Source organism: Streptomyces inhibens, assembly GCF_003389455.1.
Taxonomy (GTDB): domain Bacteria; phylum Actinomycetota; class Actinomycetes; order Streptomycetales; family Streptomycetaceae; genus Streptomyces; species Streptomyces inhibens.
The window spans coordinates 139,721-165,011 of record NZ_QUAC01000014.1 but is presented as its reverse complement, the minus strand read 5'-3'; the positions used below and the strand labels follow the sequence as shown (position 1 = coordinate 165,011).

The following is a 25,291-nucleotide window of genomic DNA, read 5'->3' as shown; positions in this document are numbered from 1 at the left end:
ACTTCCTCGCCTTCCTCGGCCTGGCCGCCGCCCTGACCTGCTACAAGAAGCTCGCGAAACTTGCCACGTGAGACACCCTCTAAAGGTTGTCCCGTAACTGCTGGTCAGGCGAGATGGCCAATCCGTGGCCGGTGTTGTTCACGGGCGGGGCAGACCCAGCCCGTCTCTAGCCCAACAAGTAGCTGATGCCGCCCTGGGGGTCGTTGCCGTTCCAGTTCACGGCCACCAGCTAAATCGGGGCCCCGAACACCTCGTCGGGCAGAAAGGGGGTGGCGACGAACCAGACGAGGGGCAGCACGGCAAACAGCGGACAGCGGGCAGCAGGCAGCAGCACCAGTCCCTCCTTCCGGGAGTGGTGCTGCTGTGGTGTCGAGTTCGTAGGCACCCGCGCAAAGTAAGCAATGCCAACGGCTCAACGCATGAATATCCGTACCTGAATGCCGCCAGTCCTTCGCCCACATGCTCGCCGAGCATCAGGACGAACGACTCCCGGACCGGCTCGACGCCGTCCGGCAGGACGGCCTGCCCACCCTTCATACCCTCGCCGCAGGCATCGACCGCGACCGCGACGCGGTCATCGCTGGTCCGACGTTGCCCTGGAGCTCCGGCGTCGTCGAAGGTCACGTCAACCGGATCAAGATGCCGATGCTCAAGCGCCAGATGTTCGGCACGCGCGGGCTTCGGCCTTCTGCGCAAACGGGTCCCGCTCGCCCGACGTGAGCCAGCGCGCGTTACTGGCCAGGGCCGTCAGCTTGATGGTGGCCACCATCGGGGGTGCAGGCCTCGGCGACCGAGAGGCTGTTCTCGTAGACATGGTGCCGGGTGATCAGCCCGTCGTCCATGGACAGCCGCAGCGCGAAGGGCCCTTCGAAGGTCTTCCCGGTGGCCCGTACCGTTCCTGAGAGGTGACCCGTCAGCACTGCCTCAGTGCCCTCGACCACGATCGTGTCGATCGAGAAGCCGCCTCGGCCTGGGACCGTGTGCGCGGCCAGGTCAACCCAGTGGCCCGCGACATCAGCGCGAGTAGAACGGGGGCGGATCCACGGTGCTTGCGGGTTCTCGGCCACCATCCAGTCGACCTTCTCCGCGTAGACGGCGGCGATACGCTCCGGGTTCCCTTCTGCGGCACGGCGAAGATAGTCCTCTACGACAGCTCGGGTGCGGTCGGTGGTGCTCGTCATGGTTGGGTCCTCTCCCCTGGTGATACACGGATGATCATGTGCCAGGCCCCGCGAAGCGTCGATTACCTGCCGAGTAATTGACGGCCTCCGAAGCCCGCCGGCAGGGCAAGAGCTGCCTGATATGGCAGGGCGAGTGCTGCGAAGCCGCGTCCAGGCGGTAACAGCAGTGCACAACCTGCGACTTCGGACACACCCAACATCACGCTCCACGGAGCTGTGCCAGAGCCGAAACTCGTGAACAAAGCCGGATACCCGAAGGCTTACCCCACAGCGGGACCCGCAGGTGATCGCGCTCTCTCCGGCTGCGCACCGGGGAGGGCGCCTGCGGGATCGGCCACCGCTGCTCCGCCGGTCGGTCGTGGCCGCGTCCACGCTGCCGAGACGCTCAGCCTCCACGACGGCATCGAAGCCCTCCCCCGAGCCGCCGAGTCCCACGGCGGTTACGAGCACACGAAGTTCAAGCACTGGATCGACGAGGAGAAGGATCCGCCTCCTGTTCGGAGGCGTGGTCCACATCCGTGATCCGCTGCACGAGGGCCACGGCCTCAGCACGGCTCATTCCCACTAAACCCATCGGCCCCACTACACCCATCAGCTGTGAGCCGATCGGCCGCCATGACCATCGCGACCGGCATGCTGGCCGCAGAGACGATCCAGAGCATCAAGGCCAGGCGCAACAGCACCTGATTTCAGTGCCGCTCGACGCGGGCGCGGTGTTCGAAGGCCGTCTACACCCGATCAGTCGGCCCGACGAGGGCCTTCATCCCGCTGGGAGNCGTCTACACCCGATCAGTCGGCCCGACGAGGGCCTTCATCCCGCTGGGAGGAGCGCCGGTTCCTCGGCCGGCGCGGTTCATGGCGGCGGAGCCTGCGGACCGGCGCAGTGGCACCAGTGACGACGAGAGCGCCGCCGACGAGGGCTCTCTCAGACGCAGCCTTCACCTAGTTGCACGGCCAGCGCGGGGTCTGGATGGCCGTGACGGCTCACCGCCGCTCGCGCGGAGAGCACGGCGCCGGCCGCGATGAGGCCCTTGACCTGGCTGGCTCGCCTCCACTCGCGCGGACCTGCTCCCCGCGCGTGCAGGCATCGTCCTTCTCCAGCATGCTGCCGCCCCCGGCGCCGAACTGCTCCCCGCACGTGCCGGCGCCGTCCCGGGCGTTGACGAACCCGCACCAGCCTCCGGACACACCACCGCCCCTCGGCACCCTGACACTCCACCACAGCAACGCCGGCCGTCAGGCGGTGACGGTGACGCGCTGCTCCCAGTCGATGCGATGGAAGTGCAGCGGACGGAACATCTCCTCAGGCGTGGGGAAGGTGACAGCTGCCGCCTCGGCCTTGCCGGCCTTGATCTTGTTGGCAGTGGCCGCGTTCTGTCCGATCGCCTCCACCCGCGGTCGGCGCAGGCCGACGTAGGCGGCGAACGCCTCGGTAGGCGTGGGCAGGTCACGCAGACAGCGGGCCAGTTCGACCGCGCTCTCGATGGCCAGCGAGGCACCCTGCCCGGAGCTGGAGGAGGGGGCGTGCGCCGAATCGCCCACCAGCACCATGCGGCCGCGGTGCCAGTGCGGCACCGACGGCATGCGTTCCATCCGGCCGACTGTGATCAGTCGTTCGGGATCGGTGTGCCGCAGCAGCCGCTCACCCGGGACATGGCCCGCGTAGACCTCGCGCAGCTTGGCCAGCCACTCGGCGGCCGGCACCTGCGCCAGCTCGGCCGGACCGGGCGGTGTGTCGGTGGGCAGCCCGGCAAACCAGATCAACTGCCCGTCCGGGCCCTGCCAGTAGCCGATGAAGGTGCGGCCGAAGGCGAAGTACATCGTGCCGGGCTCGGCCTCCACCCCGCTGTCCGTGGCGTGGCCGCCGAAGCTCAGCACGCCGCCGTACTCCGGATCGGGTGCCTGCGGGTCGATCAGGGTACGGACGGTGGAGCGGATGCCGTCGGCGCCGATCAGTATGTCGGCGGTCGCCGACGTACCGTCGGCGAAGTGGGCGGTGACACCGTCGGGGGTCTCCTCCGCGCTCACCAGCCGCTTGCCGTAAGCGAAGTGGACGCCCTCCGCCACCGCGTGATCGGTCAGCGCCCGGAAGAGCGCGGCTCGGGGCATCGCCAGGCTCGCGGGCAGCTCGGTGAACCCGCCGAAGCCTGCCATGCGGTGCCCGGCGCCGTCCGCCATCACCACGCCGGGCACCGGCTGACCGATGGCCTCCACCGCCTTGTCGGCGCCGATCGTCCGCAGTGCCGTCAGGCCGTTGGGGGCCAGAGCCAGCCAGGCGCCGACGCCGTCCGCCGCCGCGGGGTACGCCTCGTGGACCGTGGCCGTGATGCCCGCCTTGCGCAGCGCGAGTGCCGTCACCGGACCTGCCACCCCGCCCCCGATGACCAATGCCGTCCGTACGCCGGTGCTGACGCCCTGACCGTCGTGGATGTTCATGACCGCTCCCACTGTGGATTCGTTCGCGCCGGGCCGCGTGCCCGGCCCGCTCATAGTTGCACTGCACCTAGTCTCAGTGCAACTAGTTTCGTCCCTACTAGACTTACCGGCATGACCGCTCCCGTGAAGAGTTCGCCGCTCGGCCTGACCGTGCTGGCGCTGCTGCACTACCGACCACTGCATCCGTACGGCCTCCAGCAACTGATCAAGCAGTGGGGCAAGGAGCAGGTGGTCAACGTCGGCCAGCGGGCAGGCCTGTACCGCACCATCGAGCGGCTGCACGCAGGCGGACTGATCGCCGTACGACAGACCGAGCGCGACCAGCAGTACCCCGAGCGCACGGTCTACGAGGTCACCGCGGAAGGCCGCGCCGTCGCCCGTCAGTGGCTGGAGCAGATGCTCGCCGTCCCCAAGAGCGAGTTCCCGGTCTTCCCGGCCGCGCTTTCCAACGTGCCCATGCTCACCCCGGCCGAGGCCTTGGAAGTGCTGGAAAAGCGCGCGGAGCACCTCGCCGCACAGCGCACCGACCTGGAGGCGCGCCAGGCCGTCGACGCCGGCTCCGGCCTCCCGCGCGTGACTCTCATCGAGAACGAATACGTGCACGCCATGGTCGTCGCCGAGGAACGCTGGGTCCGGGCAGTAATCAGCGACCTCCGGAACGGCGACCTGACCTGGTCCCCGGAACTGCTCGCGGCCTTCGCGGAACACTACGAGGCGCCCTCGGCCGATTGAGCTGCCGATTGAGCTCGTCCTTTATGGTCCGAGCCTGAGCTGCTCGTCAGGTCACCGGTTCCTGGAGGCCCGGAACGATGATGGGAGGTGCGCCCGGATCGCCTTCACCGGCCGCAGGCTGCCGTATACCGCCCACCGGATGACCCGGGACCGAGCCGAAGGTCTGGGCTCTGCGACTCAGCCGCTCCAGTGGGTGTGCGCCGGCGACGAAGGCAAGCCCGCCATGAACCGAGATACAGACGAGGCACGGCCGCAGTGCGGCAACGCGGTCTTGTCCCCCGCAGTTCACCGCACCCACAATTACTGCCTGCCACAACTTGGCAGTACTAACGGGGAGGACGTACGGGGTGAAACTCAACAGGCATGTCGCACTGTCGGTGGGAGCCGTCGTGTTCGCGATGGCGGCTTTAGCCGGGTGTGGCGTTGAAGGCAAGATCGGGAACTACGACAACGTGACCGTGTGGCCGTCCGCAGATGCGAGAGGCCAGACACCAGTGGGCAAGCTGACGACACTGATGACGGTGACGGTCGACTGCCACGTGCCGGGCAAAGTAGACGCCAACGGCTATGGCTACGGCGGGAGCTACAAGGTGTCGTACGACGGCGGGTCCGGCTACATCGACGATAGTACCGAGATCATGAGCGACGACGGTGCGGTGTCCCCTGACCGGGTATCCGAATGCTGAGCTTGCTCAGCATGACCTGACCTCTAACAGCGTCACTCACCAGGGAGTTCAGCAGGCGTGAACGGCGGTCTTGGCGTGATCCTTTGCGCTGACCAGAGCGCGAGTTTCACCAGCTCCAAGACCGCCGTCGGAGGTGAGTCTGCTGCATCACGATGGCCTACGCGGCGACCCCTCCGGTGGGCTGCCAGCGCCCACACATCACCGACCTGATCAGCGGTCAGCCCGCGTCGGCTTCTGCCCTCCACATGGAGCGGAGTTGCGCGTCGACGTCGCCCGCCTGGCGAAGACCCGCTTGGTAGGCCGGTTCCCAGGCTGCCAGGTCGCCCATGTCCGAGCCGAAAGCGCGCACCGAGGCCGGATCGGGGCCGATGGTCACCACGGTGCCTGCCCCCACGGCCGCCAGCTGCTGGTTGAGTGGCTCCCGGGGAAACAGGTGGGCCATCGGTTCGACCACGACCAGCGTGCGGGCTCCAACGGCGAGATCGGCGTTGGGGCCCGCACGCAGCGCACCGTCCATGTACCGCCGGCCGTCGATGGCAACGGGCGGCGCGGCCCCGGGGAAGGCGCTACTCGCTGCCACCGCGTGCACCAACGGCACGCCGCTGTCGCGGTCCCACACCACGGGCTCACCGGTGGTTGCGTCCACGGCGGTGATCAGCAGTCGCCGCTCCGGCCACGCGTCCGCGCCGATCAAGGCGGCGCGCCCCGCGATCAGCGCCTCCTCGGCCTGGACGTCGGTGCTGTCGAGCGCGAGCCGGCCGACGCGACGCCTGGCCTCGCCGGGTTCCAGGCTGCGGTCGCCGAGTACGGCGAACACCTCACCCATCCGCCTGGGGTCCACCTTGAGCCGGTGAGCTGGCTGGCGGGCCGACGTCGCGAGCCGCCCCGGGTCCTGGCCGGTGGCGAGTAGCGCTGCGACGATCGCGCCGGCCGACGTCCCGACGATCAGGTCGGCTTCGCCCAGTTCCACGCCATCGCGGCGCAATCCGTAGGCCAGCCCTGCCATCCAGGCGGTGCCGACGTGACTCCCAGGACCCAGGACGAGTGCTCGGTCGAAGGTGTGCAAGGTGATCTCCCTCGTTATTGAAACAGTCGTACCATATACTCGCTAATGCTGTTTCAACTCCGAGTTGCTGAGAGGAGATCCACCGTGGGGCGACCCGCTGATCCCGCCCGTCGCGAGCGCACGCTGGCGCGGGCGACCGACTATGTGCTGGCGCACGGCTTGGCCGGGCTGAGCCTGCGGCCATTGGCCGCAGCCCTCGACACCAGCCCACGGATGCTGCTCTACGACTTCGGCAGCAAACAGGAGTTGGTTGCTGCGGTCCTGGCCGAGGCCCGTCGCCGAGGTGCTGTGCGCCTGGCCGAGCACCTTCCGCCAAAGACGGGCTCTGCGCAAGAGCGGCTGCGTGGCATCTGGGCGTGGATCGGCGCAGACGAACGTGCGCCGTTCGTCCGGCTGTTCTTCGAGGTGCACGCCGACGGACTGGTTCACCCCGAGACCTACCCCGACCAGGGCGAGGCGATCACGGACTGGTTCGACACGCTCGGCGCCACCTTCCGCGACGTCTCCACCGGTCCTGACGACACCGTCACGCCCACGTTGGTCATGGCCGTTGTCCGGGGTCTGCTGTTCGATCTCACAGCTACCGGCGACCGCCAACGCACCGATCGTGCGCTGGACCGCTTCGCTGAACTCCTGAACCAGTGAACGGTCCTGGCAAGGTTTTGCCAGGGTGGAACCACCCCGGGAAAGGACGGAAGCCGGCCCGATGTGAGGGCCGGGAACACCGCCGAGTCGGAGCGATGCCGCGATCGCATCGGGCGGGCCGATGGTCGGTTTCGCCCAAGAGTTGGCGTCTGGTCACGGGCGGCGGTTCGGGCGTTCGTCCCATCGGTGGGTCGTCCATGCCCGACGGATCAGGCTACGTACCGTGATGATGGTGTCGGTGAGGTCGAAGAAGGCATCGATGACGGAGGGGCGGCGCTCGTAGCAGCGAGCGAGGCGGTGGCGTGGGTGCGTTCGACGTGCCACCTCTGACTTGCCTGGATCGGCGCCTTCTCGCCCTTGCGCGCGATGCGGCCGTGCAGGCCGCGTTCGTCGAGCAGGGCGCGGGTCTTGTCCGAGTCGTAGCCAGCGAAAAAACCAGGTGCACGGCGATCCCGCGCTCCTGCAGAAGTTCGGGGAGCGGGCAGCGGCCCGGGAAGAACGCGCTGGGCGCGGACTTCTCCATGAGGACGTCGTCGCTGCCGAGGGTGAAGCCGTGCCACAGCCGGTCGGGAAGCGGGCCGCTGCCGCCGGCGTTGCGGAACATCTCGGCCGCTTCGGGGCCGTGGAATTCGTCGCCGACCGGTGTGCGTTCCGTGCGGGCAGGCAGGACCCAGGCAACGGTTCCGCCAGCGGTGCGAAGGCGGTCGGCGAGGTGCTGGATGTTCGGGACGATGCCGCGGGCGTAGAGGTTGGCGTCGACGAAGAACGGCACCATGTCGACCATGACCAGCGCCGTGCGGGTGGGCTCGAAGCTCGTGTATGCGAAGCGGCGGCCGCGGCGCTCCTCCTGACGCCGGTACTCCCGGTCGTCGATGCACCAAGCGTGGACGAGACTCTCGGTGTTCTGCACGGCGGTGCTCCCGTCAGTCGTGGTCCGGGTGGTCCGACGCGTACGCCGACCGCGCTGCGGCCCACTGCTCGGATGCCTGAGCAGCGGCGGTGCGCCGCGGGCGGAGGACCTGCGACGCACCGTGGGCGGCCGGCCAGAGTGATCAAGTCTTACGGCCCGGGGCGGACGGGTTGCGTGGTGGCCCCAGTGATCGTGGCGTGCCCACCGTGGTGCCCACCGTGACGTCCCCAGGTCTTGGAGTCGACGATGTGGCGACGGTCGTTGAAGCAGGGTGGCGGTGTCGCCGTTGAGCCGTCGAGCTCTTGGGCCTGTCGCCGGTTCATCGTGCTTCCAGCAGTTCGACGGAGGGGTGGAACCCGGCTCGGCGGTAGAGCGGGACGCTGCGTTCGGACGGCCAGACGATGAGGACGTGTTCTCGTCCTGGCCGTGGAGATGATCGCGGACAGACTCAGACGTGGTCCGCCGGGTCGAGCCCGCTGCCTGCGCGGTGGTCAGCCGGCCGGAACGACGTTGGTGGCGGCCACCGCGGGGCGCAGGGCCCGGGCGAGCTTGACGCCGTCACCCACGGCCCAGAAGTGCGTGAAGAACAGGCGGGGTTCGTCCGTCAAGCCGTGGTTGTGCAGCTCGACGAGCTCGGCCCCGGCACGCCGCAGGGCCACCAGGACGTCTTGAACTTCCTCGGCGATCATGGCGCAATCGCCGCTGATCGCGGCCCGGCCGCCGCCCAGCGGCTGGAAGTTGAACGCGCTGGTCGATCCCAGTCCCGGGGGTAGTACCAGGTTCCCGTCGGTGATCGTCTCGCGGCGCACGAAGATGCACTTGTAGATGCCGTCGTCGATGGAGCCCTTGACTCCCAGCGCGGCATCGATGCCGGCGGTGTCCAGGTCGACGGACCGTTGCGGGGTCGGCGGTAGCGGAGGCGGGGTGCCGGTACGGTCGAACGCTGCGCGCAGGCCGCTGGCCAGAGCCACTGTTTCGTGGCCGTGTCCATGGACGTGGATCCACCAGATGTCGGGGCTCTGGGAAAGGAGGTGCTTGTGGATCGCGGTCAGCCCGATCTTGTGCTCGTGCAGGGCATCGGTGAAAGGCTGCAGTTCGTGCTCGGTGACCACCACATCGCCCATCACCAGCGTGCTTTTGTCGGCGTAACGGATGAAGGACACGTGCGAGCCGAGGGCGAGTGCCGGTTTGACGACGATGCGGCGGGAGCACACCCGGAGGTCCCCGCGTGGGAGGGCTGTGTGGTACATCGCATTTCGCTTGATATCGCCTGTTCGGCCCAGCGTGTTGGCGACGTGCTCCCAGTCCGATAGGACAGTGGGAACCGGCTCGACCAGCCTGGGGCTCTTCACCTCGGCCGTCCCGGTGGGCAGGGCGCGAGCGGGGGCTGGCGTCCCGGCCAGCATCGGAGCCAGGGCGGCCGCGGCCAGCACGCGCCGCCGCGGCGTACCCGCGTGCGGGTGACTGTCCTGCTGTCGGTATTCGGCCATCATGTGAGCACCTCCATGACGAGATGGAAGCATGGCGGGCTGGAGTCAACGTCGTTCATCGACACCGGTTAGGGCCAGGTGGGCTAAGGAATCAGTCCCAGGCCCCCGCCCACGACGCCAGGCAGCCCTCAACATCACAGCCGGCAAGCAGCACTCCGCTTATCGCACCGCCGAACTCGGCCTCGGCGAACGGCCGGTGGGTGGTCAACCGAGCTGACAGTTCTTCAGCTATCCCTACGAATGACCGGTCCAGACCCACCCCCCGAAACGTAGGACATTCGCCAAGTGGGAGTTTTGAATTCTGGCCATGGCGTCAGTCCGGCTGCGTGATTTGATCTGGCTTGGCGATCCGCCATCGGCCACGGCGGTGGCGGACGGCACTACAACACCTCTTCGGCCGTCTCCGCCAACGCCAAGCCCTACAGCGCCCGTTGCTGTGTCCGTAACGTCCTTCAACCGTTGCCTCTACGTCGAAACTGCTGCGTTACCGCCAAAGCACACCCGATGAGTTCGAGCGCACGGCTGGGCAACGACTGCCGGGATGCCTTGTCTGACTCCCATAGCAGGATGGGATAGCTCCCCATCTGGTGCGGTGAGGAGTGTCGGCCTTGGTCTTGCTCTCAACTGTGACTGGACGACGTTCCACCCCACTGACCGGCCAGGCGTTTCGCCGTGTCCGGGATCCAACGGCTCTGTCCGTTCCGTTGGTTGAAAGGGACGTCGTCGGACGTAGACGCGCACCCAAGTCGCCCGCGCGCTGTTCGACGCCTGCGGTCGCAGTCGGAGACACGTACGACTGTGCGTACAGCTATGTGCTCTACATCACCACTGGGGATCCGAGTGGGGGCGATGATTTTGCAGCGGGGTGACAGTCTGCATCGACGTATCCCCCGAGCGAGGAAGAAAAGAGGAGCGAGTCCCATGCGCATCGTGATCAGTGAGTTCATGAGCTTGGACGGCGTCGTGCAGGCGCCAGGCGGGCCCGGCGAGGACACCGACGGTGGCTTTGCCCACGGCGGCTGGTCGCACACGTTCTTCGATCCGGAGGTGGTGGGCGGTGCCTTCGTCGACGCGCTGAGCAACGCCGAGGCGCTGTTGTTCGGGCGCCGCACGTGGCAGACGATGGCCGCGGCGTGGCCCGAGCGGGCCGGCGACCCGTTCGCCGACCGGATGAACGCCATCCCGAAGTACGTCGTGTCCGAGACGCTGGGCGACGACGCGCTGACGTGGGACAACAGCACGCGCATCCCTGGCGACAAGGCCGTCGCCCGCATCCGGGAGCTGCACGAGACCGACGGCGGCGACCTGTTGGTCATGGGGAGCCCCACGCTCGTGCGCGCCCTCCTGCGCGAGGGCCTGGTCGACGAGCTCCGGCTCATGCTCATGCCGGTGATCCTCGGCGGCGGCAAGACGATCTTCCCCGACGACGGAGCGCTGCGTACGCTCGAGCTGGTCTCGACTGTCACCAGCGGTACGGGCGTGCATGTGTGCACCTATCGGCCGGTCGCCGGAGGGTAGGTCGGGAGGCGGCGGGGGCGCCGGGGCTACCTTGCGGCTGGGGTCGGAGAAGGCCGGTGAAGGGCCACGGGCCGGGGCTGCCTACCTCAGAGTCGAAGCCCTCGATCCAGCTGAGCTTCAACGCCAGGTCGTCGACGCCGAGACCGACTCGACGCGCAGGCCGCTGCCCACGACCGCGACGCAGGTCCGGTTGTTGCGCCCCGCCGCGCCGACAAACGCCGTCGGCGCCCCGCCAGCCATCACCGCCCCGACACATACCGTGCTCACTGCCATACGCGCCAGCCACCGCGCCTTCGCACCCACGCCGTTCATGCGCCTACCCTGCCGAACCGATCGACCTCGCCAAGCGATCGCAGCAGCGCCAATCGCCGCTTACGGCCTTCTGACGGGTGCTTCACCCCCATGAGCGGCCAGCGGCAATGTCCATGAGGAATGGGTCCACCAAGGCCGCTGTAGGAGAACTCTCGACCAGGTTCTCCACCTTCGCCGAGACGTGATCAAGGTTCACGAAGACAGGACAGTGGCCGCCGGGCGGGGTGGGTCCAGTTCTGCCGTCCCGTCCCGGTCGATCTGCTTCCCGTCTCGCATGAACTGGTCCGCTTCGCGCGCCATCTCGGACGATCTGCTTCGCCGGATTCTTCGATGTCCTGTCTCGTGAGGTCGTCTTTCGTCTGTCTCCCCGGCGTACTCCGGTTCGCACGTCAGGGACAAGGGCAAGTGCGGCAACAGTCCGGGCGAGGCTCAGGGCGAGGGTGCGTACCGGTGTGCCAGTTCGGCCACGGTCTGGGCCATCGCCTCCCGCAGCTCTCGCGGACCGAGTACCTCTGCCTCAACGCCCAGCCTGAGCAGATCGCTGACTGCAACGGCTTGCGCCTCGACCGGCATCTCCACCTCCACCCAGCCCTCGTCGTCCGGCGGTCCGGCTCCGTCAAGGGCCCGTGCGCCTGCCGCGCCGAACTGCGCGGGCAGCAGCCTCTGTGCGCGAGGCGAGATCCGCAGTCGCGCGGTTCCCTGATGCAGCGCGGCCTCCAGGCGCCGTGAGGACTGCTCCCAGAAAGCGGAGAGATCGAATCCGGCCGGCCGCTCGAATCCTTCCCCTGTGGTGTCCACGGCCAGGACCCGCGATATTCGGTAGGTCCGCAGGGCCTCGTCCGCCAGTGCCACCAAGTACCAGACACCGCCTTTGAGGACGATGCCGAGCGGGTGCAGCTCCCGGTGCACCTCACCGTTCCACCGTCGGTAGTGGGTACGCAGCACACGCTGCTCCCACACCGCCTGGGCGATGGGCGCAAGATACGGGACCGGGTCGGCGTCCCGGAACCATGCCGGGGCGTCCAGGTGGAAGCGGTCCTGAATACGCCGTGCCCGGTCGGCCAGTTCGTCCGGCAGCGCGGCCTGCAACTTCAGTTGAGCGGTCGCCAGCGCCGCGCCGAGGCCCAGATCACGCGCCGGACCTGGCGCTCCGGCGAGGAAGAGCGATCCGGCCTCGGAGTCGGTGAGCCCGGTCAGTCGCGTGCGGTACCCGTCCATCAGGCGGTAGCCGCCCGCAGGACCGCGATCCGCGCAGACCGGGACGCCCGACAGGCTGAGCGCCTCGATGTCCCGGTAGACCGTACGGACGGATACCTCCAGTTCAGCGGCGAGCTCAGGGGCGGTCATCCGCCCGCGGTTCTGGAGCAGCAGAAGGAGGGAGAGAAGCCGGTCGGCACGCATGGAGCCATTGTCCTGCTGTACCTGACAGGAGATGTCAGGTACAGCAGTCAGGATCCTCACACGCCGTACGGAAGAGACCCTGCGGCCGATCGAGAGGACATCCATGCCCGCGCGTACCACCGGCCACTTCACCTTCGCCAACTGGGAGGAACGCACCATCAGCCCGAGCGAGGCGAGCCCCCAACTCGCCCATGCCTCCGTCACCAACACCTTCGTCGGGGGCATCACGGCTGCCGAGACCACCTGCGAGTACACCATCGTCTACGTCTCGGAGAAGACCGGTACGTTCACCGGCATGGAGCTGCTGGCCGGCAGCCTCGACGGGCGAGAGGGCAGCTTCGCCGTGGAGGAGCGCGGCTCGTTCGATGCCGACGGCTCTGTGCACTGCACCTTCGAAGTCGTACCAGGATCAGGCAGCGGTGACCTGGCCACCCTCAGCGGCACTGGCAGCTTCACCGCCAAACAGGGTGAACCCACTGTCCCGTATGCCTTCGATTACAACCTGAACTGACCGCCGGCGACTGGCGACTGCGAGTTCCTCGACCAGCGCGATGAGCCCGACAGCCTCGTAACGATCTTCAGGAACTCACAGTCGTGACTACCGGTCGCGGCTGGCCACCAGGCGTGGCATCAGGTCGCAACGGTGGAGCCGGACCAGGGCAACTGGGACTTCAACCGGCATCCATGCAGGCGGAGCCGCGGAGGTCCTTGGGGGCGAGGGCGGCGACGTCGGAGTGCTGGGCGGTCTCGGCGGCTCCGATGTTGCTGCCCGCGAGGATGAACGGGATCGCGGGAGGAAGGCGATGGCGGCCGTGTTGATGGTGAGCAACAGGTCGCAGGAGATCGCGAATGCGGATGGACCGTAGAGCCGGGTCAGGTGGCGTCGGTTCGCGCCGCGGTGACCGCCACCGTGGTGTAACGCATCGTGAAGCTGCCACCCATCGCGTCGATAGCGGCGCCGACACCCTCCAGCACCTCTGCCAGCTTGTCCGACGGGAGCTGGGTGAAGGCGCCATGGGTCGGCATCTGGTCCAGCCACGCGTCCCGGGTGTAGGACCACTCCCAGTCGAATCGCCACTGCTCCGGGTCGCTGAACCGGCCCACCTCCCGGATCCCGTCGGCGGCCTTGGTGAACAGCACCTGGTACCCGTCCAGGGCTTGCTTCGTCATCGACTGGAGGTTGAACGGCGAGTCGGGCATCACCCGCCCGTAGACCGCGGCGAAGGCTTCCGCCACCTCGGGCGGAAGCTGGAACGCGTTCCAAAATGCTGCCAGTCGGCCGCCGGGGCGCAGCACCTGTGCGGCCTTGGCCGCTCCCGCAACCGGGTCGATCCAGTGCCAGGCCTGGCCGGCGACGACCGCATCGAATTCCCGGCCGGCCGGGTCCCAGGCTTCGAACGTCGCTACGTCCACCCCGCCCCCGAGCTGCCGCGCCAGGTCGGCCATCCGCGCGTCGGGCTCCACCCCGAGCACCCTGCAGCCGGCCGCCTGGAACTGCCGGGCGGCGATTCCGGTGCCACAGCCGACGTCGAGGACGTCGGGGCCGGGGCTACCGGCGACGATCCGGTCCACCATTTCTTCGGGATAGCGGGGCCTGGCCCGGTCGTAGCGTTCGGCGTCCGAGCCGAACGACTCGGCTACCTGTCCGCGTGCATGAGGCTCGTGTTCGGAGATGGGTGCTCGCTCCGGCGGTATAGTGGGCATGTGCCCACTATTAGTGGGCGTGCGCCCACTCGTCAACCGGGCGGACCCAGCAAGCGAAGGCGGGATGCACGGTGCCGACAGGGGTAGCCATCCACGACGCACGCGAGCAGCTGTTCGACGCCGCCGAGCGTGTCCTGCTCCGGGACGGGCCGAGCGCGCTGACCAGCCGGGCGGTCACCACAGAGGCAGGCTGCGCCAAGGGCGTCCTGCACCGGCACTTCGCCGACTTCGACGCCTTCCTCGCCGAGCTCGTACTGGACCGCATCGGCCGGATCGAGAGCCAGGCCGCCGTCCTGCGCAACTCCGCCGGGACCGGCACCGTCGCCGACAACCTCACCGGCGCCCTGACGGACCTGTTCGGGGCGGTCGCTGTGGCGATCGTCGGCCTCGTCACCTCCCGGGACGACCTGCGCGCCCGGCTCCGCCGGACCACACCGACCGGCATCCCGATACTCACGGAAGCTACGGCCATGATCGCCTCCTACCTCACCACCGAGCGCGAACTGGGCCGCATCGCGGCGGATGCCGACGTCGATACCCTCGCCCCCACGCTGATCGGGACCGGGCACATGCTCTTCGCCGACCGGAAAGGCACCCCACCGGAGGCCGGCGCCGTCCACAAGGTCGTGACCACGGTCATCGCCGGCGTCGCGCAAGAACCGCTGCCATGAACGGCCCAGCAGCGAGCGATGTCCACCGAGGACCCAAGCTCAAGCAGCAAGGGCCGGGGCCCACTTGGCATAGGGCGCGCGCGTTCCCCGGCAGTACGCCTCGCTGTAGCTGATCTGGTCGACGTCGTCGGTCGGAGAGAATCCGAGGACCTGGACCTCAGCTGCGGACGGAATACCGTGACCTGCGGTTTCTCGCTGATCCTGGTCTCGAGATGCCGTATCGGGCTGCGGAGATTCCCGGATGCCCGATCGCCGTTAGGAGCGCTGCCGGAACGGGAGTTGGCCGCTGACCGCTGCGCCGATAGCGCGATCGGACAGCCACGCTTCCGGCGGCCGACCGCGAGCCGGCCCCGTTCGCGCATCAACAGCGGGGCGCGAGTGCACGTATGGCACGCCGCGCCGGGTGGACTGCGCGAGCCGCGCAGGACACAGCCGCGGGTCGAGCTCCCGGGGCCAGCAGACGGCCAGTTGAGGCTACCGAGCGCCGGCAAAGGCGACGGCGGCCAGGGCGGCCGCGAGCTGAGGGTGCGAGGTGCACACCGCGCCCGGACGTCGCGACCTCCGCCACCCCCCTGTCTGCGGATCCACCACCCGCATCCACCCCGCCGTGCGGCCCGCCCCAGGAAACAAACACGAAGCGGCCTGTAATTCGTCACGCCCGCGTGATAGAAACTAGAAAATAGTTCTAGTCGATTAGGTGGCTGGCCAGAGCCGTCGTCCTTGTTTTCGGCCCCGTCACCCCCAACCTCACACGGGAAGTGATCGCATGTTACGTGTGTTACGCGCCCTTGGTCTCACCGTCCTCCTGGCGAGTATGTCCCTCGTTGCAGCCCCGTCCGCGAGCGCGGATACGCGCACGGCCATCGGAGGCGGCACCGGGATCATCTTCCGGCTCCAGCCGACCCCGGAGGAGCACAAGGGCTACTACGTCTGCACCCTCACCGCGGTCGGCCGCGACTCAGCCGGCAACCTGGTGGGCCTGACCAACGCCCACTGCTTCATAGACGAGCACGGCAACAAGCTGGTCGGTGACAAGGTCTACCGGGACGCCTCGCCCGCGGGGACAGCCGCCGCCCCGGCGCCGATCCCCGACAGCCGCCCCGACCTCGAGACGGGGGCCATCGGCACGGTCACCTACGTCAGCACGCCCAACAACCTGCTCAGCACCGGCCCCAAGGGCCTGGACTACGCGGTGATCAAGCTGGACGAGAGCCGGGTGGCTCCCACCAACACCGTCGGCGGAGTGACCATCACGTCGATCGGAGCCCCACCCGCCAACGGAACCCGCATGTGCAAGCAAGGCCACCGGACAGGCCTCACCTGCGGCATAAAGCTGGGCACCCACGGAATCTGGTTCACCCACCTCATCTGGACCGACGGCGGTGATTCCGGCTCCCCCGTCGTCGCCGGCCAGACGCTGGTCGGCAACGCCTGGGGCGCCCAGCACAGCTCGCCGATCCTGAGCATCATCGATGAGATGAACGCCAACGGCGGAGTCGGCGCCGGCTTCCACCTCGCGTCCTGAACCGCTCCGAGAGCCCACCGGCCCGGCCTCGTTATCTCGTCGGCACGGGCCGGTGACGGCTCCACCGCCCGGGGAACTCCCCCGGGCGGGACCAGGCCGCCAAGCGGTAGCAGTCGCGCCACGCAAGGACAGCATGGGGTGCAGCCGGCGGCGTCCGGGCCATCGCTCTGCTGCCGCGCGCTCGCCCATCCGACAGGCACAGCCGTGGCCGGCAGCAGCACACCTTCACTTCTCGATGGAGCGACCATGTTGCGGGTGTACTTCACGTCCGAGGACTTGGCGCGGGTTCGGGTGGCCCCGGGGCCGGACTTCCTCTGGGAGATCAGCAACAGCGTGCAGACGCTGCAACGGCGGGACGGTGCCCGGGTGTTCGGCGAGTGGCGCCAGTGGGCGCGGCCGCGGCTCTCGGACAGCTGCCGACTGCTGTCCACCCTGCTGCCGCCCCGCGGCTACTCACCGGACTTCCTCACTCCTACGTCCGGCGACCGCGGCACGCTGCAGGCGGCCGTCGACACCCTGCTGAGCACTCCCCGCCCACGGCTGCACACCGATCTGACGCAGCTGGCCGCCTCGCTCCAACTCCCCAGTTGGGCAGGGTCTTTGGCCCGCGGCGACGTCGATACCCTCCGTCGGCTGGGCCTGGCCGTCCGCACCTACCACGGGGAGGCGCTCGCGCCGTTCTGGCGGCGTGTCCACGCCCATATCGACGCCGACCGTGCCGTCCGGCTGCTCAGCCTGCTCGACGGTGGCACCGAGGGGCTACTGGCCGGTCTCGGGCCGCAGTTCCGCTGGCGGTCGCCCGTACTGGAAGTCGCGTACCCCGTCGACCAGCAACTGTGCCTGCGCGGCCGGGGGCTCATCCTTCAGCCGTCGTTCTTCTGCTGGCCCACACCGATCACGCTCGCCGACGCGGAGCTGCCGCCCGTCCTGGTCTATCCCATCCATCACGCCGCGGACTGGGCCAGTACCGTCCCCAACGGCCGCCCCGCAGAAGGCTCCGGGCCGCTGGGACCGCTGCTCGGCCACACCCGCGCGGCCATCCTGCGTGCGGCCCGCACCGGCTGCTCCACCGTCCAGGTCGCCCGCCTCCTGGACGTCACCCACCCCGCCATCAGCCAACATGTGAACGTGCTGCGCGCGGCGGGCCTGGTCACCACCGTCCGCAAGGCCGGACGGTCCTTCCACGTCGCGACCGCGGAAGGGCGGGCCCTGCTGAGCACCGCGGAGCGGGCGGGCCTGGAGTAGCCGGAGCACACCGCCCCCTCCACATCCGGTGACAAGGCCGAGCCCAAGTTCGGTGGTAAGCCTGAACTTTCATCGCTTGCACCTGCCGCGGGCCAGGAACCACGCTGGCCCTGCCGTCACACGGCCGCGTCTTCCCCGAGGCCGTTTCTTCCCGCAAGGCCCACACCTTCCAGGAGCCGTCATGCGCAGAAGACTTGTGTCCACCGCGATCGCCGTCGCCGCCGTCGGAGCTCTGGTCTCCCCCGGCATCGCCCAGGCGAAGCCCACACCACGAACCCCGTCCGTGTCCGTGCTCGCCCACGGCTCGAAGGCCGGTACGGCCGTCGTCAGCGGACACCACCAGCCAGGCACCCGGCTGAAGATCGCCCCCGCACGCACCGCGAACGCGCACACGCTGCAGGTCGACTACCAGGTCCAGGAGACCGGTTACTGGTGCGGCCCGGCCTCGACACGTATCGCGCTCTCCGCGCGCATCGCCCCGCCCAGCCAGGCCGATCTGGCCGCGCAGCTCGGCACCACCGAGGCGGGCACCGACCACATCGGCCAGGTCACCGGCGTACTCAACGCGAATCTCGGCACGGGTTGGTACGAGACCAAGGAGATGCCGGACGACCCGCCCACCCAGGCCCAGAGGGACCTGCTGTGGAACGACATCGTCGTGGACATCGACCACAACTACCCGCTGGTGGCCAACATCGTCGCCCCGCCCGGGAACCAACCCCCCGGCTACCCCTCGGACCAGACGATCTACCACTACTTCACCATCATCGGCTACGACGACGCGAACCGCACCGTCCTCATAGCCGACCCCGCCTCCTTCAGCGGCAACCAGATCTACTGGCTCTCCTTCGACCAGCTCGCCACACTGATCCCGCCGAAGGGCTACACCGCCTGACCGGTCAAGGGGGACGACCTCGCATACGGCGCCCTTGTCCGCGAACCGGACCAGGGCGGCGTAAGCACGCGGCGCTGTCGCATTCACGGCCTCCAGCAGAAGCGCGGCGACGGCGGCGCGTGACATGCAACGAACAAGACGGACGTTCCAGCCGACATCCGCACCGTTTCGGACGCGACCCCCTGACGCCGAACCACCCCCTCCCCCACATCCATGACGTCCCGTCAGCGGGCGAGTACAAGAAGCGCTCGTCACGGCGGAGAGCCCAACCGGGCATGGGCGGCCCAGCGGCACGCTCCGAGTTCCGAAGCCCGACACACATGGAGGATCGATCAATGCCCACCCCGTCTACCCCCTCCGCCCCATCGCAGCCGGACCGCCGCCCGGCCACCCGCCGATCAGCGCTCAAGGCCGGCGTGGGCCTTGCCCTGGGCGCAGGGCTGCTCGGCGCCGCTCCTGCCGCGGCAGCCGCCCGCGACAACGCCAGGCCGCCTGTCACCGGGAACAAGAAGAATGCGCGACTGCTCCAACGCGGTACGCCGTTGTGTGACCAGCCTGGTGACTCGGCAAGCAGTCAGGGACTCGGGTCCGGCGACCTGGCCATTCCGTACTACCGAGAGCACGACAGCTCATGGGGTTACGTCTTCGGTGACGCGTGGACCGGGATCCAGCAGACCGACGAATACATCGGGTCCCCCGTGATGCTGAACCAGGCAAACTTCGACTCCTCCGGCGCAACACCGATCTCGTTCACCTGGGCGCAGCCCACCGGCGGCCGCGCCCGTCAGTTGTTCGACTATCAGCACAGGCAGAACAATGGCTACGGCGACGAGATCAGCCGAATCCCCAACGACTGCATCGAGTTCGGCGGTCGCACCTATATCCAGTACACGTCCGTCGCCACGTGGGAGCCGCCCGCTGGTTACGACGGCTCGCTGATGTCCGGCGTCGCCTACTCCGACGACTACGGCGTGACCTGGAACGACTACCCCTATCACTGGCCCGGCGATACCCAAGGGACGAACCAGTCCATGTATGGAATGTGGTCGTTCGCGGGCATCGACCCCGACGGCTGGCTGTACATCTTCTCGAAACGCTGGAACGGCACTCACGTAAACACCGGCGATGGTGGAGCAATCCAGCTGTTCCGCATTCAGCCGAACGACTTCCGCGACGGAAACTTCGGTGCCCAGCAGAATTGGGCCTACGTCAACAATTCCTGGCAGTGGACTAAATCGGCCGCACCGTCGGCCATCCTGTCCGGAAACAGAATCGGCGAGTTCTCCGTCAAACGGATCGGCAACACCTACTGCATGAGCTACTTCGACGTGGACGACTATTCGATCTGTACGCGCACCGCACCTCGGCCGGATGCCGCATGGACCGCCCCCACTCCGCAGATCGTCGGCAACAACACATGGCCGGCGAGCCACTGGGGCAAGCCACAGACCCCGTACCTCTACGGCGGGTACATCCACCCCGGCAGCGCAAGCGCCACGTCCCTCACCCTGATCGTGTCGCAGTGGAACGGAAAGCTGAACGAGCCGCCCTACTGGGTGCTGCAGTACGACGGCATCAACCCGTAATCGAATAGCGCAGGGGAGGGGGACGCCTGGTTCTGCTTCCGGGACGGGCCGGGCCGGGCGGACCCGACACCGCCGACCGTGGACAAAAGGCCACCGGCCCATAACAGCTGCCCCGCAGCTGGGACTTGAAACTTGCGCCCGACGCTACCCGGGTCAACGCCGTAGCCGCCGGCCCGACCGACGCAATGCGTTGCCATCACGGATTCAGCCGCGCATGGACCATCGATAGAGTGGTCAATGGACCATCGATACAGTGGTCAAATGGCTGAGAACTGGAGCTCGACAGACCCCGGGGTAATGCGCTTCCCCTCAGGCGTCCTGGTGCGCGGCCGGGGCCTGCGTCACCCCCTTCCCTCAGGACCGACGCCATCCTTCGCGATCTATCTACTCGGCAAGCAGCCTCCACCCACCGAGTGGGACGCTCGATGGCTGCGCTGGCCTGACTTTTGGCTTCCCAAGGACCGCCGGCAGGCTCGGAATGTGTTCAAGGAGGCGTTGACCCGGGCAGTGAACGAACGCGTCGAGATCGCCTGCGGCGGTGGGCACGGACGGACCGGAACAGCCCTGGCATGCATGGCCGTTCTCGACGGGGTCCCGGCAGACGAAGCCGTAACGTTCGTCCGCCGGCACTACCACCGTCGCGCTGTGGAAACCCCCTGGCAGCGACGCTTCGTACTGCGCTTCGACGACGCATAGCGCGCCAGGCTCTGTCGTCACATGCCGCGCCCACAGCAGGAGTGATGCGAGGGTGACGGCCGCCTTGTAGGACTCACTCGGCAGTCTTGTCGTATCGGGTCGTACTTGTCATATCGAGTCGTATCGGGTCGCGATGCCCCGCCACTGCTTGAGGCGGTTGAAGCAGCGCTCGACGACGTTTGCGGCGCTCGTAGACCTCGGTTGAAGGCCGGTGGCCGCCCCGCCCCGGCCGCCGGGGAGGTGTGGAACGCGGCTTCCGAGTACCGGGGCGCATGGTCTTGGTGGTGCGGGAAGGTACCGCCTGGGTCTCGGGTCAAGAGGACGCCCGCGACGCGGTCGCAGCCGAGACAGTGGTTACCGAGCAGCTTCCCGTTCCAAGGAACCGCAGGCAGCTGGGTTGGCCGGCAGGCGAACAGCGGCCTGAAGCGCGACGATAGGACCAGAGACTGATACCCGGGAACTACGACTGTGACGCGACTGTCCTCGGCGGCGGCGCTTCGTCATGACTGCCCCACCCAGCGTTCCCGGCACCCACCGCCACGCCAGCCTGACCTCGCCGACCAGACTGTCGTGGTGATCGGCGCCAGCGCGGGTATCGGACTCGAAACCGCCCGCCATGTACGCGCAGGCGGCGGCCGGGTGGTCCTGGTCGGCCGCAACCCCGAACAGGTCCAGCAAGCTGCGTTCGAGCTCCACCCTCTGGGCACAGCAGCGTTCGACGCCACCGACGCCGACCGCCTCAAGCAGTTCTTCCAGGATCTGCCCGGCCTGGTCAACCACGTGATGGTCGCAGTCGGCAGCCCCTCCTACATGCCCTTGGAATCCATTGACCTCACTGCCGCCCGCCGCGAATTCGACCAGCGCCTCGCCATGACACTCGGGGTCGCCCTCTACAGCCGCGACGAGGTCCGAGCCTGGGGCACGCTGCGTTCATGGGCGGCACCGGCGGTCGGCGCCCCGGCGTCGGCCTGGCCGTCGTGTCCACCCTCACCACGGCTCTGCCCACCCTCACCGCAAACCTGGCGCTCGAACCGGCGCCAATCCGGGTGAACCTCATCGCTGCCGGATTCATCGACACACCTCTGTCGGCCTCGCTCCTGGGCGATCAGCTCGATGCCCGGCGCGAGGAGCTGCGCGCGAACGCGGCCACGAGGTCGAAGTCGAGCACCTCCACGTCCATCTGACCCGCGTGCTGAAGTCGGCCGCCTCGTGATCGTTTCCAACGTCCGGAAAAGGACAAGCTGCTGGTCTGCTCCGATGCCGATGGCGCTGAGCGGCCACGAGAACATCCGCAGCCTGGCCATACACGTCAACATCAGCGCCGAAGCCGTCGCCGAAGCCCTCGCCCTCGCCCTCGCCCTCGCCCTCGCCCAGCATGCCCCCGCCCGCCGTCACCGCTCACACCGAGAACGCTGCACCGCAGTGTCTTCCTGCCGCGTTCCGGCCGCACCCCGTATTGGAGCCACGCGCTTGAGCTTGGTCCAACCGGTCCAGCCTCGCTTCGTCAGCAGTTCGAACAGTCGACGGGCCGGCGGCGCGGTGTCGAACGCCAGGGTGTCCATCAGCTTGACGAACGGTGGCGCGATGTCGGCATCGTCGACGTAGTCCTCGCCCTGCTCGTCGGCCATCCGCGTGAGGTAGGCGGCCAGTTTGTCGGCCAGCTCGACCAGTCGTGGGTCGTCGTCGGTGCGGTCCAGCGCATGGCCCAGGGTGAGATAGAAGTCGATGAGCTGCGGGTCGGCGATCTGCTCCCGCTTGCGTGCCATCCACTCCGGGACTCGCTCGGGTGAGTGCGCGGCCAGCGGGATCCAGCCGTCGCGTTCGACCTGGACGATCCGCTCGTCGACCCCGAGCGCCCGCAGTCGATCGAGGAACTCGACCACTTCCGGGGGCAGTGCCAGGTTGTCCCCGGCGGCGAGGCGGGCGATCCGCTCGCGGTGCCGCTGCCGCTCCCGGATCTCCGCCCGCAGCCTCTTGTCGATGTCTGCGACCGCCGCGGCGAACTCCTCCTCGTCGGCCTGGAGCAGCTCCCGCACGCGCGCCAGCGGGACCCCGGCCTCGGCGAGGGTCCGGATCTTGATCAGCTCGACCACGGCGCCGGCGCCGTACCTCCGATAGCCGGAGTGGTCCCGCTCCGGCTCCGGCAGCAGTCCCTTGGCGTGATAGTGCCGCACCGCGCGCACCGTCACTCCGGCGTACGACGCCAGCTCGCCGATGGTCAGCATCGAACCAGTCTCCCAGGAGCTGTTCAGGAAGTCGGCCTGCCGGCTGGATGGTGCGCGCTCCGGATGATCTCCGCGATGTCCGGGGCGTGGGTGAAGGCCAGCCGGTGATCGGCGTCGAGCCAGGACGTGGAGATGTGCGGCCGCTCGCGGACGAGCCGCTCGATGCCGGCGCGCCAGAGCTGATTGTGCCGCGGTGCACGCCCTTCGCCGCTGTCGCCGGCGATCGAGGTCGACATGATCATGCTGATGGGGCGGTCGATCTTCCCGTACCGGTCGAGGATTCCGGACCGAACCACATCGATCTCAAGGTTCAGGTCGTGGATGTCCTGTGCGGTGAGCGACACCTGACGCGCAGTGCCCCTGGCTCGCTCGGTCTCTTGCCGCGTCGCCAGGCCCTCCGCCATCGCACGGAATTCCGCCAGGTCAGCGTCTGTGATGAACGGTTCGGGCAACGGGTTCGCCCCGTCGATGAGGACAAGCCCGGCGACGGTGTCAGGACACTCGGAGGCATAGTGCACGGCCAGGTCCGCGCCCAGCGAGTAGCCCACGAGCACGGGCGCCTCGGGCAGGTCGAGGCGGCCCAACTCCGCCAGCACGGCGACGAGATCGCTGAGGAACGCCTCGAAGGAGTACCGGTCGGCGGCCGAGGCCAGGCCATGGCCCCTGAGGTCGAAGGTCACCACGTCGTGGTCGCGCCGCAGCAGCTCCGTCAGCTCGTGCAGGTCGGCCTGTGTCGAGTTCAGTCCAGGGCACAGGACCAGCGGCCGTCCCCGGCCGCCGCGGGATACCGGGATCGTGACGCCGTCGTGGTGGACCGTGAAGTGCCGCATCGTCCCGTCGCCTCTCTCGATCCGCTCCCCGTCGTCGCCGGTCGGCATGTCGGTGATCGTCCGTTGGTGAAGTCTCTGGTCGACTCCGGCGACCACCTCATGGTCGCCGTACGACTTGCGCAGTCCGGCGACGTCGATCGCACTGGTTCTCGTAGTCATGCCGACCATGCTGAGACGTTGCCCCTGCGTCAGGGTCAACCGTCGCGGCGACATGGCCTCCGCACACCCGCAGCCGCCGCCCCATGCCCCCGCACCGGCCGCGGCCGGCTGTCGTACGAGCGCGCCGAGTCCCTGTTCAAAAAGGCCGCCAACAAGCACGATCGCCCCGAGTACTCCGCGAACGCGGCCTTGACGTCGAGGTCGAGCACCTCCACGTCCATCTTCCTCGCGTGCTCAGGACGACCGCCCCATGATCAATTCCTCAGTCCGGAAAAGGTCCCGGCCGCGCGGCACGGATACGGTCCATCAGCGCCGTCATGAGCTTCGGGCACGTTGGGTACCGGCGGTCGGTGACCGGGTTTCAGATTGCGGACCTGGAAGCGTCCAAGAGGTTGCGCGGCCGGCGGCCTCGCACCCGTACCAGCGCCCCGGTACGAGTGCGGGACCGGCGAAATGCCACCCCAGGTGGGTCACCAGGTGGGTCACTTGAAGGCCGCGATGTTCCGCACCGCCCACTCGGCAAAGGTGCGAGGCGCGCGGCCGAGGACCTGCTCGACGTCGGGGCTGATGCGCTGCTCGGCGGGGTTGGGCTCGCCGAGGATGGCGAGGGTGGTCTCGACCACGGGCTCGGGCATGAACTGCAGCATCTGCGCACGGGCTTCGTCGCGGGTCTGCTCGATGAACCGGATCGGCTCGCCGAGCGCGTCACCGATCGCCTCGGCTCGTTGCCTGGGCGTGCTGAGGGCGGGCCCGGTCAACTCGTAGACCCGCCCGGCGTGACCGTCCTCGCGCAGGGCTGCGGCGGCGACCTCGGCAATGTCGGACGGGTCGACGGCCGGCAGGCCGACGTCACCGAACGGCGCGGCGACGGTCCTTCGGGCACGGACCGACTCGACCCATGCGTACGCGTTGGAGGCGAAGCCACCGGGCCGCAGGACCGTCCAGTCCATGCCCGACTGCCGGACGGCATCCTCGAAGGACAACCCCGTGCCCCCATGGGAAGCCGACTGCGGTCGGGTGACGACTCCTTGGGAAGACAGCAACACGATCCGTCCGACTCCGCCGGCTTTCGCGACGTCGAGGATGTCCCGAGGGCTCAGCAGATGCGCACCGGCACCGGAGTCGTGCAGGAACAGCGCGTCAGCGCCGTCGAATACGGGCCGAAGGCTCTCGGGGACGGCAAGGTCCGCCTGCCGGTGCCGGACACCCTCCGGCACGGCCACATCCGAGACCCCTCGGGACACCGCCGTCACCTGCTCACCGGCTGCCGCGAGTGCCTCCACGAGCGGTCGCCCGACGTTCCCGGTGGCTCCTGTAATCACGATCATGATCAGCTTCCCTTTCGATATGTACTGCGGCCATTCACATTGGCTGTCAT

25 protein-coding genes and 3 pseudogenes are annotated in these 25,291 nt (G+C 68.3%); 14 read left to right on the top strand and 14 right to left on the bottom strand.

What is annotated here, in order from left to right; all coding sequences use genetic code 11:
* Positions 1-229 precede the first annotated feature (229 nt).
* Positions 230-385 carry a hypothetical protein gene (locus DY245_RS44090; RefSeq protein WP_181923485.1) on the bottom strand — a complete coding sequence of 52 codons (156 nt, stop codon included), beginning with the start codon at positions 383-385 and terminating at the stop codon, positions 230-232.
* Between the two features lie 74 nt (positions 386-459).
* On the opposite strand from DY245_RS44090, the gene DY245_RS45105 reads away from it, so the two are divergent.
* Positions 460-720, top strand: coding sequence for a hypothetical protein (locus DY245_RS45105; protein ID WP_220377847.1), 261 nt, complete (start codon positions 460-462; stop codon positions 718-720).
* A gap of 11 nt (positions 721-731) precedes the next feature.
* On the opposite strand, the gene DY245_RS02515 is transcribed toward DY245_RS45105, so the two are convergent.
* Both DY245_RS02515 and DY245_RS02505 read right to left on the bottom strand, forming a co-directional pair.
* Positions 732-1,181: a nuclear transport factor 2 family protein gene (locus tag DY245_RS02515; RefSeq protein WP_128502950.1), complete on the bottom strand. Its 450-nt coding sequence runs from the start codon at positions 1,179-1,181 to the stop codon at positions 732-734.
* Between the two features lie 1,236 nt (positions 1,182-2,417).
* The gene (locus DY245_RS02505) at positions 2,418-3,617 is read right to left on the bottom strand and encodes an FAD-dependent monooxygenase (RefSeq protein ID WP_128502948.1); all 1,200 of its coding nucleotides are present in this window, start codon (positions 3,615-3,617) and stop codon (positions 2,418-2,420) included.
* 111 nt (positions 3,618-3,728) lie between these two features.
* Here DY245_RS02505 and DY245_RS02500 point away from each other — a divergent pair, with 111 nt between their 5' ends.
* Entirely contained in the window at positions 3,729-4,349 is a 621-nt protein-coding gene (locus DY245_RS02500) for a PadR family transcriptional regulator (protein ID WP_128502946.1), read from the top strand.
* 347 nt (positions 4,350-4,696) lie between these two features.
* Entirely contained in the window at positions 4,697-5,035 is a 339-nt protein-coding gene (locus DY245_RS02495; RefSeq protein ID WP_220377844.1) for a hypothetical protein, read from the top strand.
* 217 nt (positions 5,036-5,252) lie between these two features.
* Here the strand turns inward: DY245_RS02495 and DY245_RS02490 are convergent, their stop codons facing one another.
* Positions 5,253-6,041 (bottom strand): patatin-like phospholipase family protein, encoded by a 789-nt coding sequence (locus tag DY245_RS02490; RefSeq protein ID WP_128502943.1) that lies wholly within the window; start codon positions 6,039-6,041, stop codon positions 5,253-5,255.
* A 144-nt stretch (positions 6,042-6,185) separates the two neighbouring features.
* On the opposite strand from DY245_RS02490, the gene DY245_RS02485 reads away from it, so the two are divergent.
* The gene (locus DY245_RS02485; protein ID WP_181923483.1) at positions 6,186-6,746 is read left to right on the top strand and encodes a TetR family transcriptional regulator; all 561 of its coding nucleotides are present in this window, start codon (positions 6,186-6,188) and stop codon (positions 6,744-6,746) included.
* A 153-nt stretch (positions 6,747-6,899) separates the two neighbouring features.
* Here the strand turns inward: DY245_RS02485 and DY245_RS02480 are convergent.
* The 3 genes and pseudogenes from DY245_RS02480 to DY245_RS02465 form a co-directional block, all read right to left on the bottom strand.
* Positions 6,900-7,174, bottom strand: a pseudogene (locus DY245_RS02480) (IS5/IS1182 family transposase); the annotation flags it as partial.
* A 29-nt stretch (positions 7,175-7,203) separates the two neighbouring features.
* Positions 7,204-7,530, bottom strand: a pseudogene (locus tag DY245_RS45710) (cysteine hydrolase family protein); the annotation flags it as partial.
* A 617-nt stretch (positions 7,531-8,147) separates the two neighbouring features.
* On the bottom strand, positions 8,148-9,149 hold the full coding sequence (locus DY245_RS02465) for a DUF1259 domain-containing protein (protein WP_244942783.1): 1,002 nt from the start codon (positions 9,147-9,149) through the stop codon (positions 8,148-8,150).
* A gap of 918 nt (positions 9,150-10,067) precedes the next feature.
* On the opposite strand from DY245_RS02465, the gene DY245_RS02460 reads away from it, so the two are divergent.
* A complete protein-coding gene (locus DY245_RS02460; protein WP_128502939.1) occupies positions 10,068-10,664 on the top strand; it encodes a dihydrofolate reductase family protein in 597 nt (198 codons plus the stop codon).
* Positions 10,665-10,781: 117 nt separating this feature from the next.
* Here DY245_RS02460 and DY245_RS02455 read toward each other — a convergent pair whose 3' ends face one another.
* Complete coding sequence (locus DY245_RS02455; protein ID WP_128502937.1) at positions 10,782-10,976, bottom strand: hypothetical protein; 195 nt, start codon at positions 10,974-10,976, stop codon at positions 10,782-10,784.
* 429 nt (positions 10,977-11,405) lie between these two features.
* Positions 11,406-12,377, bottom strand: a complete 972-nt coding sequence (locus DY245_RS02450) for a helix-turn-helix transcriptional regulator (protein ID WP_128502935.1) — start codon at positions 12,375-12,377, stop codon at positions 11,406-11,408.
* A gap of 103 nt (positions 12,378-12,480) precedes the next feature.
* On the opposite strand from DY245_RS02450, the gene DY245_RS02445 reads away from it, so the two are divergent.
* Positions 12,481-12,888, top strand: a complete 408-nt coding sequence (locus DY245_RS02445) for a DUF3224 domain-containing protein (protein ID WP_128502933.1) — start codon at positions 12,481-12,483, stop codon at positions 12,886-12,888.
* A gap of 362 nt (positions 12,889-13,250) precedes the next feature.
* Here the strand turns inward: DY245_RS02445 and DY245_RS02440 are convergent, their stop codons facing one another.
* Positions 13,251-14,081, bottom strand: coding sequence for a class I SAM-dependent methyltransferase (locus DY245_RS02440; RefSeq protein ID WP_128502931.1), 831 nt, complete (start codon positions 14,079-14,081; stop codon positions 13,251-13,253).
* A gap of 71 nt (positions 14,082-14,152) precedes the next feature.
* Between DY245_RS02440 and DY245_RS02435 the strand changes: the two genes are divergently transcribed.
* From DY245_RS02435 to DY245_RS02410, 6 genes are all read left to right on the top strand, one after another.
* Positions 14,153-14,752 (top strand): TetR/AcrR family transcriptional regulator, encoded by a 600-nt coding sequence (locus DY245_RS02435; RefSeq protein WP_128502929.1) that lies wholly within the window; start codon positions 14,153-14,155, stop codon positions 14,750-14,752.
* 814 nt (positions 14,753-15,566) lie between these two features.
* Positions 15,567-16,277, top strand: a complete 711-nt coding sequence (locus DY245_RS02430; protein WP_244942782.1) for a trypsin-like peptidase domain-containing protein — start codon at positions 15,567-15,569, stop codon at positions 16,275-16,277.
* A gap of 246 nt (positions 16,278-16,523) precedes the next feature.
* On the top strand, positions 16,524-17,522 hold the full coding sequence (locus tag DY245_RS02425) for an ArsR/SmtB family transcription factor (protein ID WP_128502925.1): 999 nt from the start codon (positions 16,524-16,526) through the stop codon (positions 17,520-17,522).
* A gap of 181 nt (positions 17,523-17,703) precedes the next feature.
* Positions 17,704-18,417: a C39 family peptidase gene (locus tag DY245_RS02420; protein WP_128502923.1), complete on the top strand. Its 714-nt coding sequence runs from the start codon at positions 17,704-17,706 to the stop codon at positions 18,415-18,417.
* 335 nt (positions 18,418-18,752) lie between these two features.
* Entirely contained in the window at positions 18,753-20,003 is a 1,251-nt protein-coding gene (locus tag DY245_RS02415) for a glycoside hydrolase family 183 protein (protein ID WP_128502984.1), read from the top strand.
* Between the two features lie 261 nt (positions 20,004-20,264).
* On the top strand, positions 20,265-20,699 hold the full coding sequence (locus tag DY245_RS02410) for a protein-tyrosine phosphatase family protein (protein ID WP_128502921.1): 435 nt from the start codon (positions 20,265-20,267) through the stop codon (positions 20,697-20,699).
* A 6-nt stretch (positions 20,700-20,705) separates the two neighbouring features.
* On the opposite strand, the pseudogene DY245_RS48095 reads toward DY245_RS02410, so the two are convergent.
* Positions 20,706-20,920: pseudogene (locus DY245_RS48095) on the bottom strand (hypothetical protein); the annotation flags it as partial.
* A 349-nt stretch (positions 20,921-21,269) separates the two neighbouring features.
* Here DY245_RS48095 and DY245_RS02400 point away from each other — a divergent pair.
* The gene (locus DY245_RS02400; RefSeq protein WP_244942780.1) at positions 21,270-21,749 is read left to right on the top strand and encodes an SDR family NAD(P)-dependent oxidoreductase; all 480 of its coding nucleotides are present in this window, start codon (positions 21,270-21,272) and stop codon (positions 21,747-21,749) included.
* Complete coding sequence (locus DY245_RS48090; RefSeq protein ID WP_425329335.1) at positions 21,632-21,883, top strand: SDR family oxidoreductase; 252 nt, start codon at positions 21,632-21,634, stop codon at positions 21,881-21,883. The genes DY245_RS02400 and DY245_RS48090 overlap by 118 nt, the downstream gene beginning before the upstream one ends.
* Positions 21,884-22,090: 207 nt before the next feature.
* Here DY245_RS48090 and DY245_RS02395 read toward each other — a convergent pair whose 3' ends face one another.
* From DY245_RS02395 to DY245_RS02380, 3 genes are all read right to left on the bottom strand, one after another.
* On the bottom strand, positions 22,091-22,924 hold the full coding sequence (locus DY245_RS02395; protein WP_128502918.1) for a MerR family transcriptional regulator: 834 nt from the start codon (positions 22,922-22,924) through the stop codon (positions 22,091-22,093).
* 23 nt (positions 22,925-22,947) lie between these two features.
* Positions 22,948-23,913, bottom strand: a complete 966-nt coding sequence (locus DY245_RS02390; RefSeq protein ID WP_244942778.1) for an alpha/beta fold hydrolase — start codon at positions 23,911-23,913, stop codon at positions 22,948-22,950.
* A 482-nt stretch (positions 23,914-24,395) separates the two neighbouring features.
* Complete coding sequence (locus DY245_RS02380; RefSeq protein WP_128502916.1) at positions 24,396-25,241, bottom strand: NAD(P)H-binding protein; 846 nt, start codon at positions 25,239-25,241, stop codon at positions 24,396-24,398.
* Positions 25,242-25,291 lie beyond the last annotated feature (50 nt).

What these genes read in the sequence shown, in the direction of transcription:
- DY245_RS48090 (WP_425329335.1), top strand. Translation starts at nt 21,632, where the DNA reads ATGGGCGGCACCGGCGGTCGGCGCCCCGGCGTCGGCCTGGCCGTCGTG.
- DY245_RS02515 (WP_128502950.1), bottom strand. Translation starts at nt 1,181, where the DNA reads ATGACGAGCACCACCGACCGCACCCGAGCTGTCGTAGAGGACTATCTT.
- DY245_RS02420 (WP_128502923.1), top strand. Translation starts at nt 17,704, where the DNA reads ATGCGCAGAAGACTTGTGTCCACCGCGATCGCCGTCGCCGCCGTCGGA.
- DY245_RS02505 (WP_128502948.1), bottom strand. Translation starts at nt 3,617, where the DNA reads ATGAACATCCACGACGGTCAGGGCGTCAGCACCGGCGTACGGACGGCA.
- DY245_RS02450 (WP_128502935.1), bottom strand. Translation starts at nt 12,377, where the DNA reads ATGCGTGCCGACCGGCTTCTCTCCCTCCTTCTGCTGCTCCAGAACCGC.
- DY245_RS02430 (WP_244942782.1), top strand. Translation starts at nt 15,567, where the DNA reads ATGTCCCTCGTTGCAGCCCCGTCCGCGAGCGCGGATACGCGCACGGCC.
- DY245_RS02425 (WP_128502925.1), top strand. Translation starts at nt 16,524, where the DNA reads ATGTTGCGGGTGTACTTCACGTCCGAGGACTTGGCGCGGGTTCGGGTG.
- DY245_RS02445 (WP_128502933.1), top strand. Translation starts at nt 12,481, where the DNA reads ATGCCCGCGCGTACCACCGGCCACTTCACCTTCGCCAACTGGGAGGAA.
- DY245_RS02490 (WP_128502943.1), bottom strand. Translation starts at nt 6,041, where the DNA reads ATGGCAGGGCTGGCCTACGGATTGCGCCGCGATGGCGTGGAACTGGGC.
- DY245_RS02465 (WP_244942783.1), bottom strand. Translation starts at nt 9,149, where the DNA reads ATGATGGCCGAATACCGACAGCAGGACAGTCACCCGCACGCGGGTACG.
- DY245_RS02415 (WP_128502984.1), top strand. Translation starts at nt 18,753, where the DNA reads ATGCCCACCCCGTCTACCCCCTCCGCCCCATCGCAGCCGGACCGCCGC.
- DY245_RS02380 (WP_128502916.1), bottom strand. Translation starts at nt 25,241, where the DNA reads ATGATCGTGATTACAGGAGCCACCGGGAACGTCGGGCGACCGCTCGTG.
- DY245_RS45105 (WP_220377847.1), top strand. Translation starts at nt 460, where the DNA reads ATGCTCGCCGAGCATCAGGACGAACGACTCCCGGACCGGCTCGACGCC.
- DY245_RS02440 (WP_128502931.1), bottom strand. Translation starts at nt 14,081, where the DNA reads ATGCCCACTATACCGCCGGAGCGAGCACCCATCTCCGAACACGAGCCT.
- DY245_RS02395 (WP_128502918.1), bottom strand. Translation starts at nt 22,924, where the DNA reads ATGCTGACCATCGGCGAGCTGGCGTCGTACGCCGGAGTGACGGTGCGC.
- DY245_RS02390 (WP_244942778.1), bottom strand. Translation starts at nt 23,913, where the DNA reads ATGACTACGAGAACCAGTGCGATCGACGTCGCCGGACTGCGCAAGTCG.
- DY245_RS02455 (WP_128502937.1), bottom strand. Translation starts at nt 10,976, where the DNA reads ATGAACGGCGTGGGTGCGAAGGCGCGGTGGCTGGCGCGTATGGCAGTG.
- DY245_RS02410 (WP_128502921.1), top strand. Translation starts at nt 20,265, where the DNA reads ATGGCTGAGAACTGGAGCTCGACAGACCCCGGGGTAATGCGCTTCCCC.
- DY245_RS02500 (WP_128502946.1), top strand. Translation starts at nt 3,729, where the DNA reads ATGACCGCTCCCGTGAAGAGTTCGCCGCTCGGCCTGACCGTGCTGGCG.
- DY245_RS02460 (WP_128502939.1), top strand. Translation starts at nt 10,068, where the DNA reads ATGCGCATCGTGATCAGTGAGTTCATGAGCTTGGACGGCGTCGTGCAG.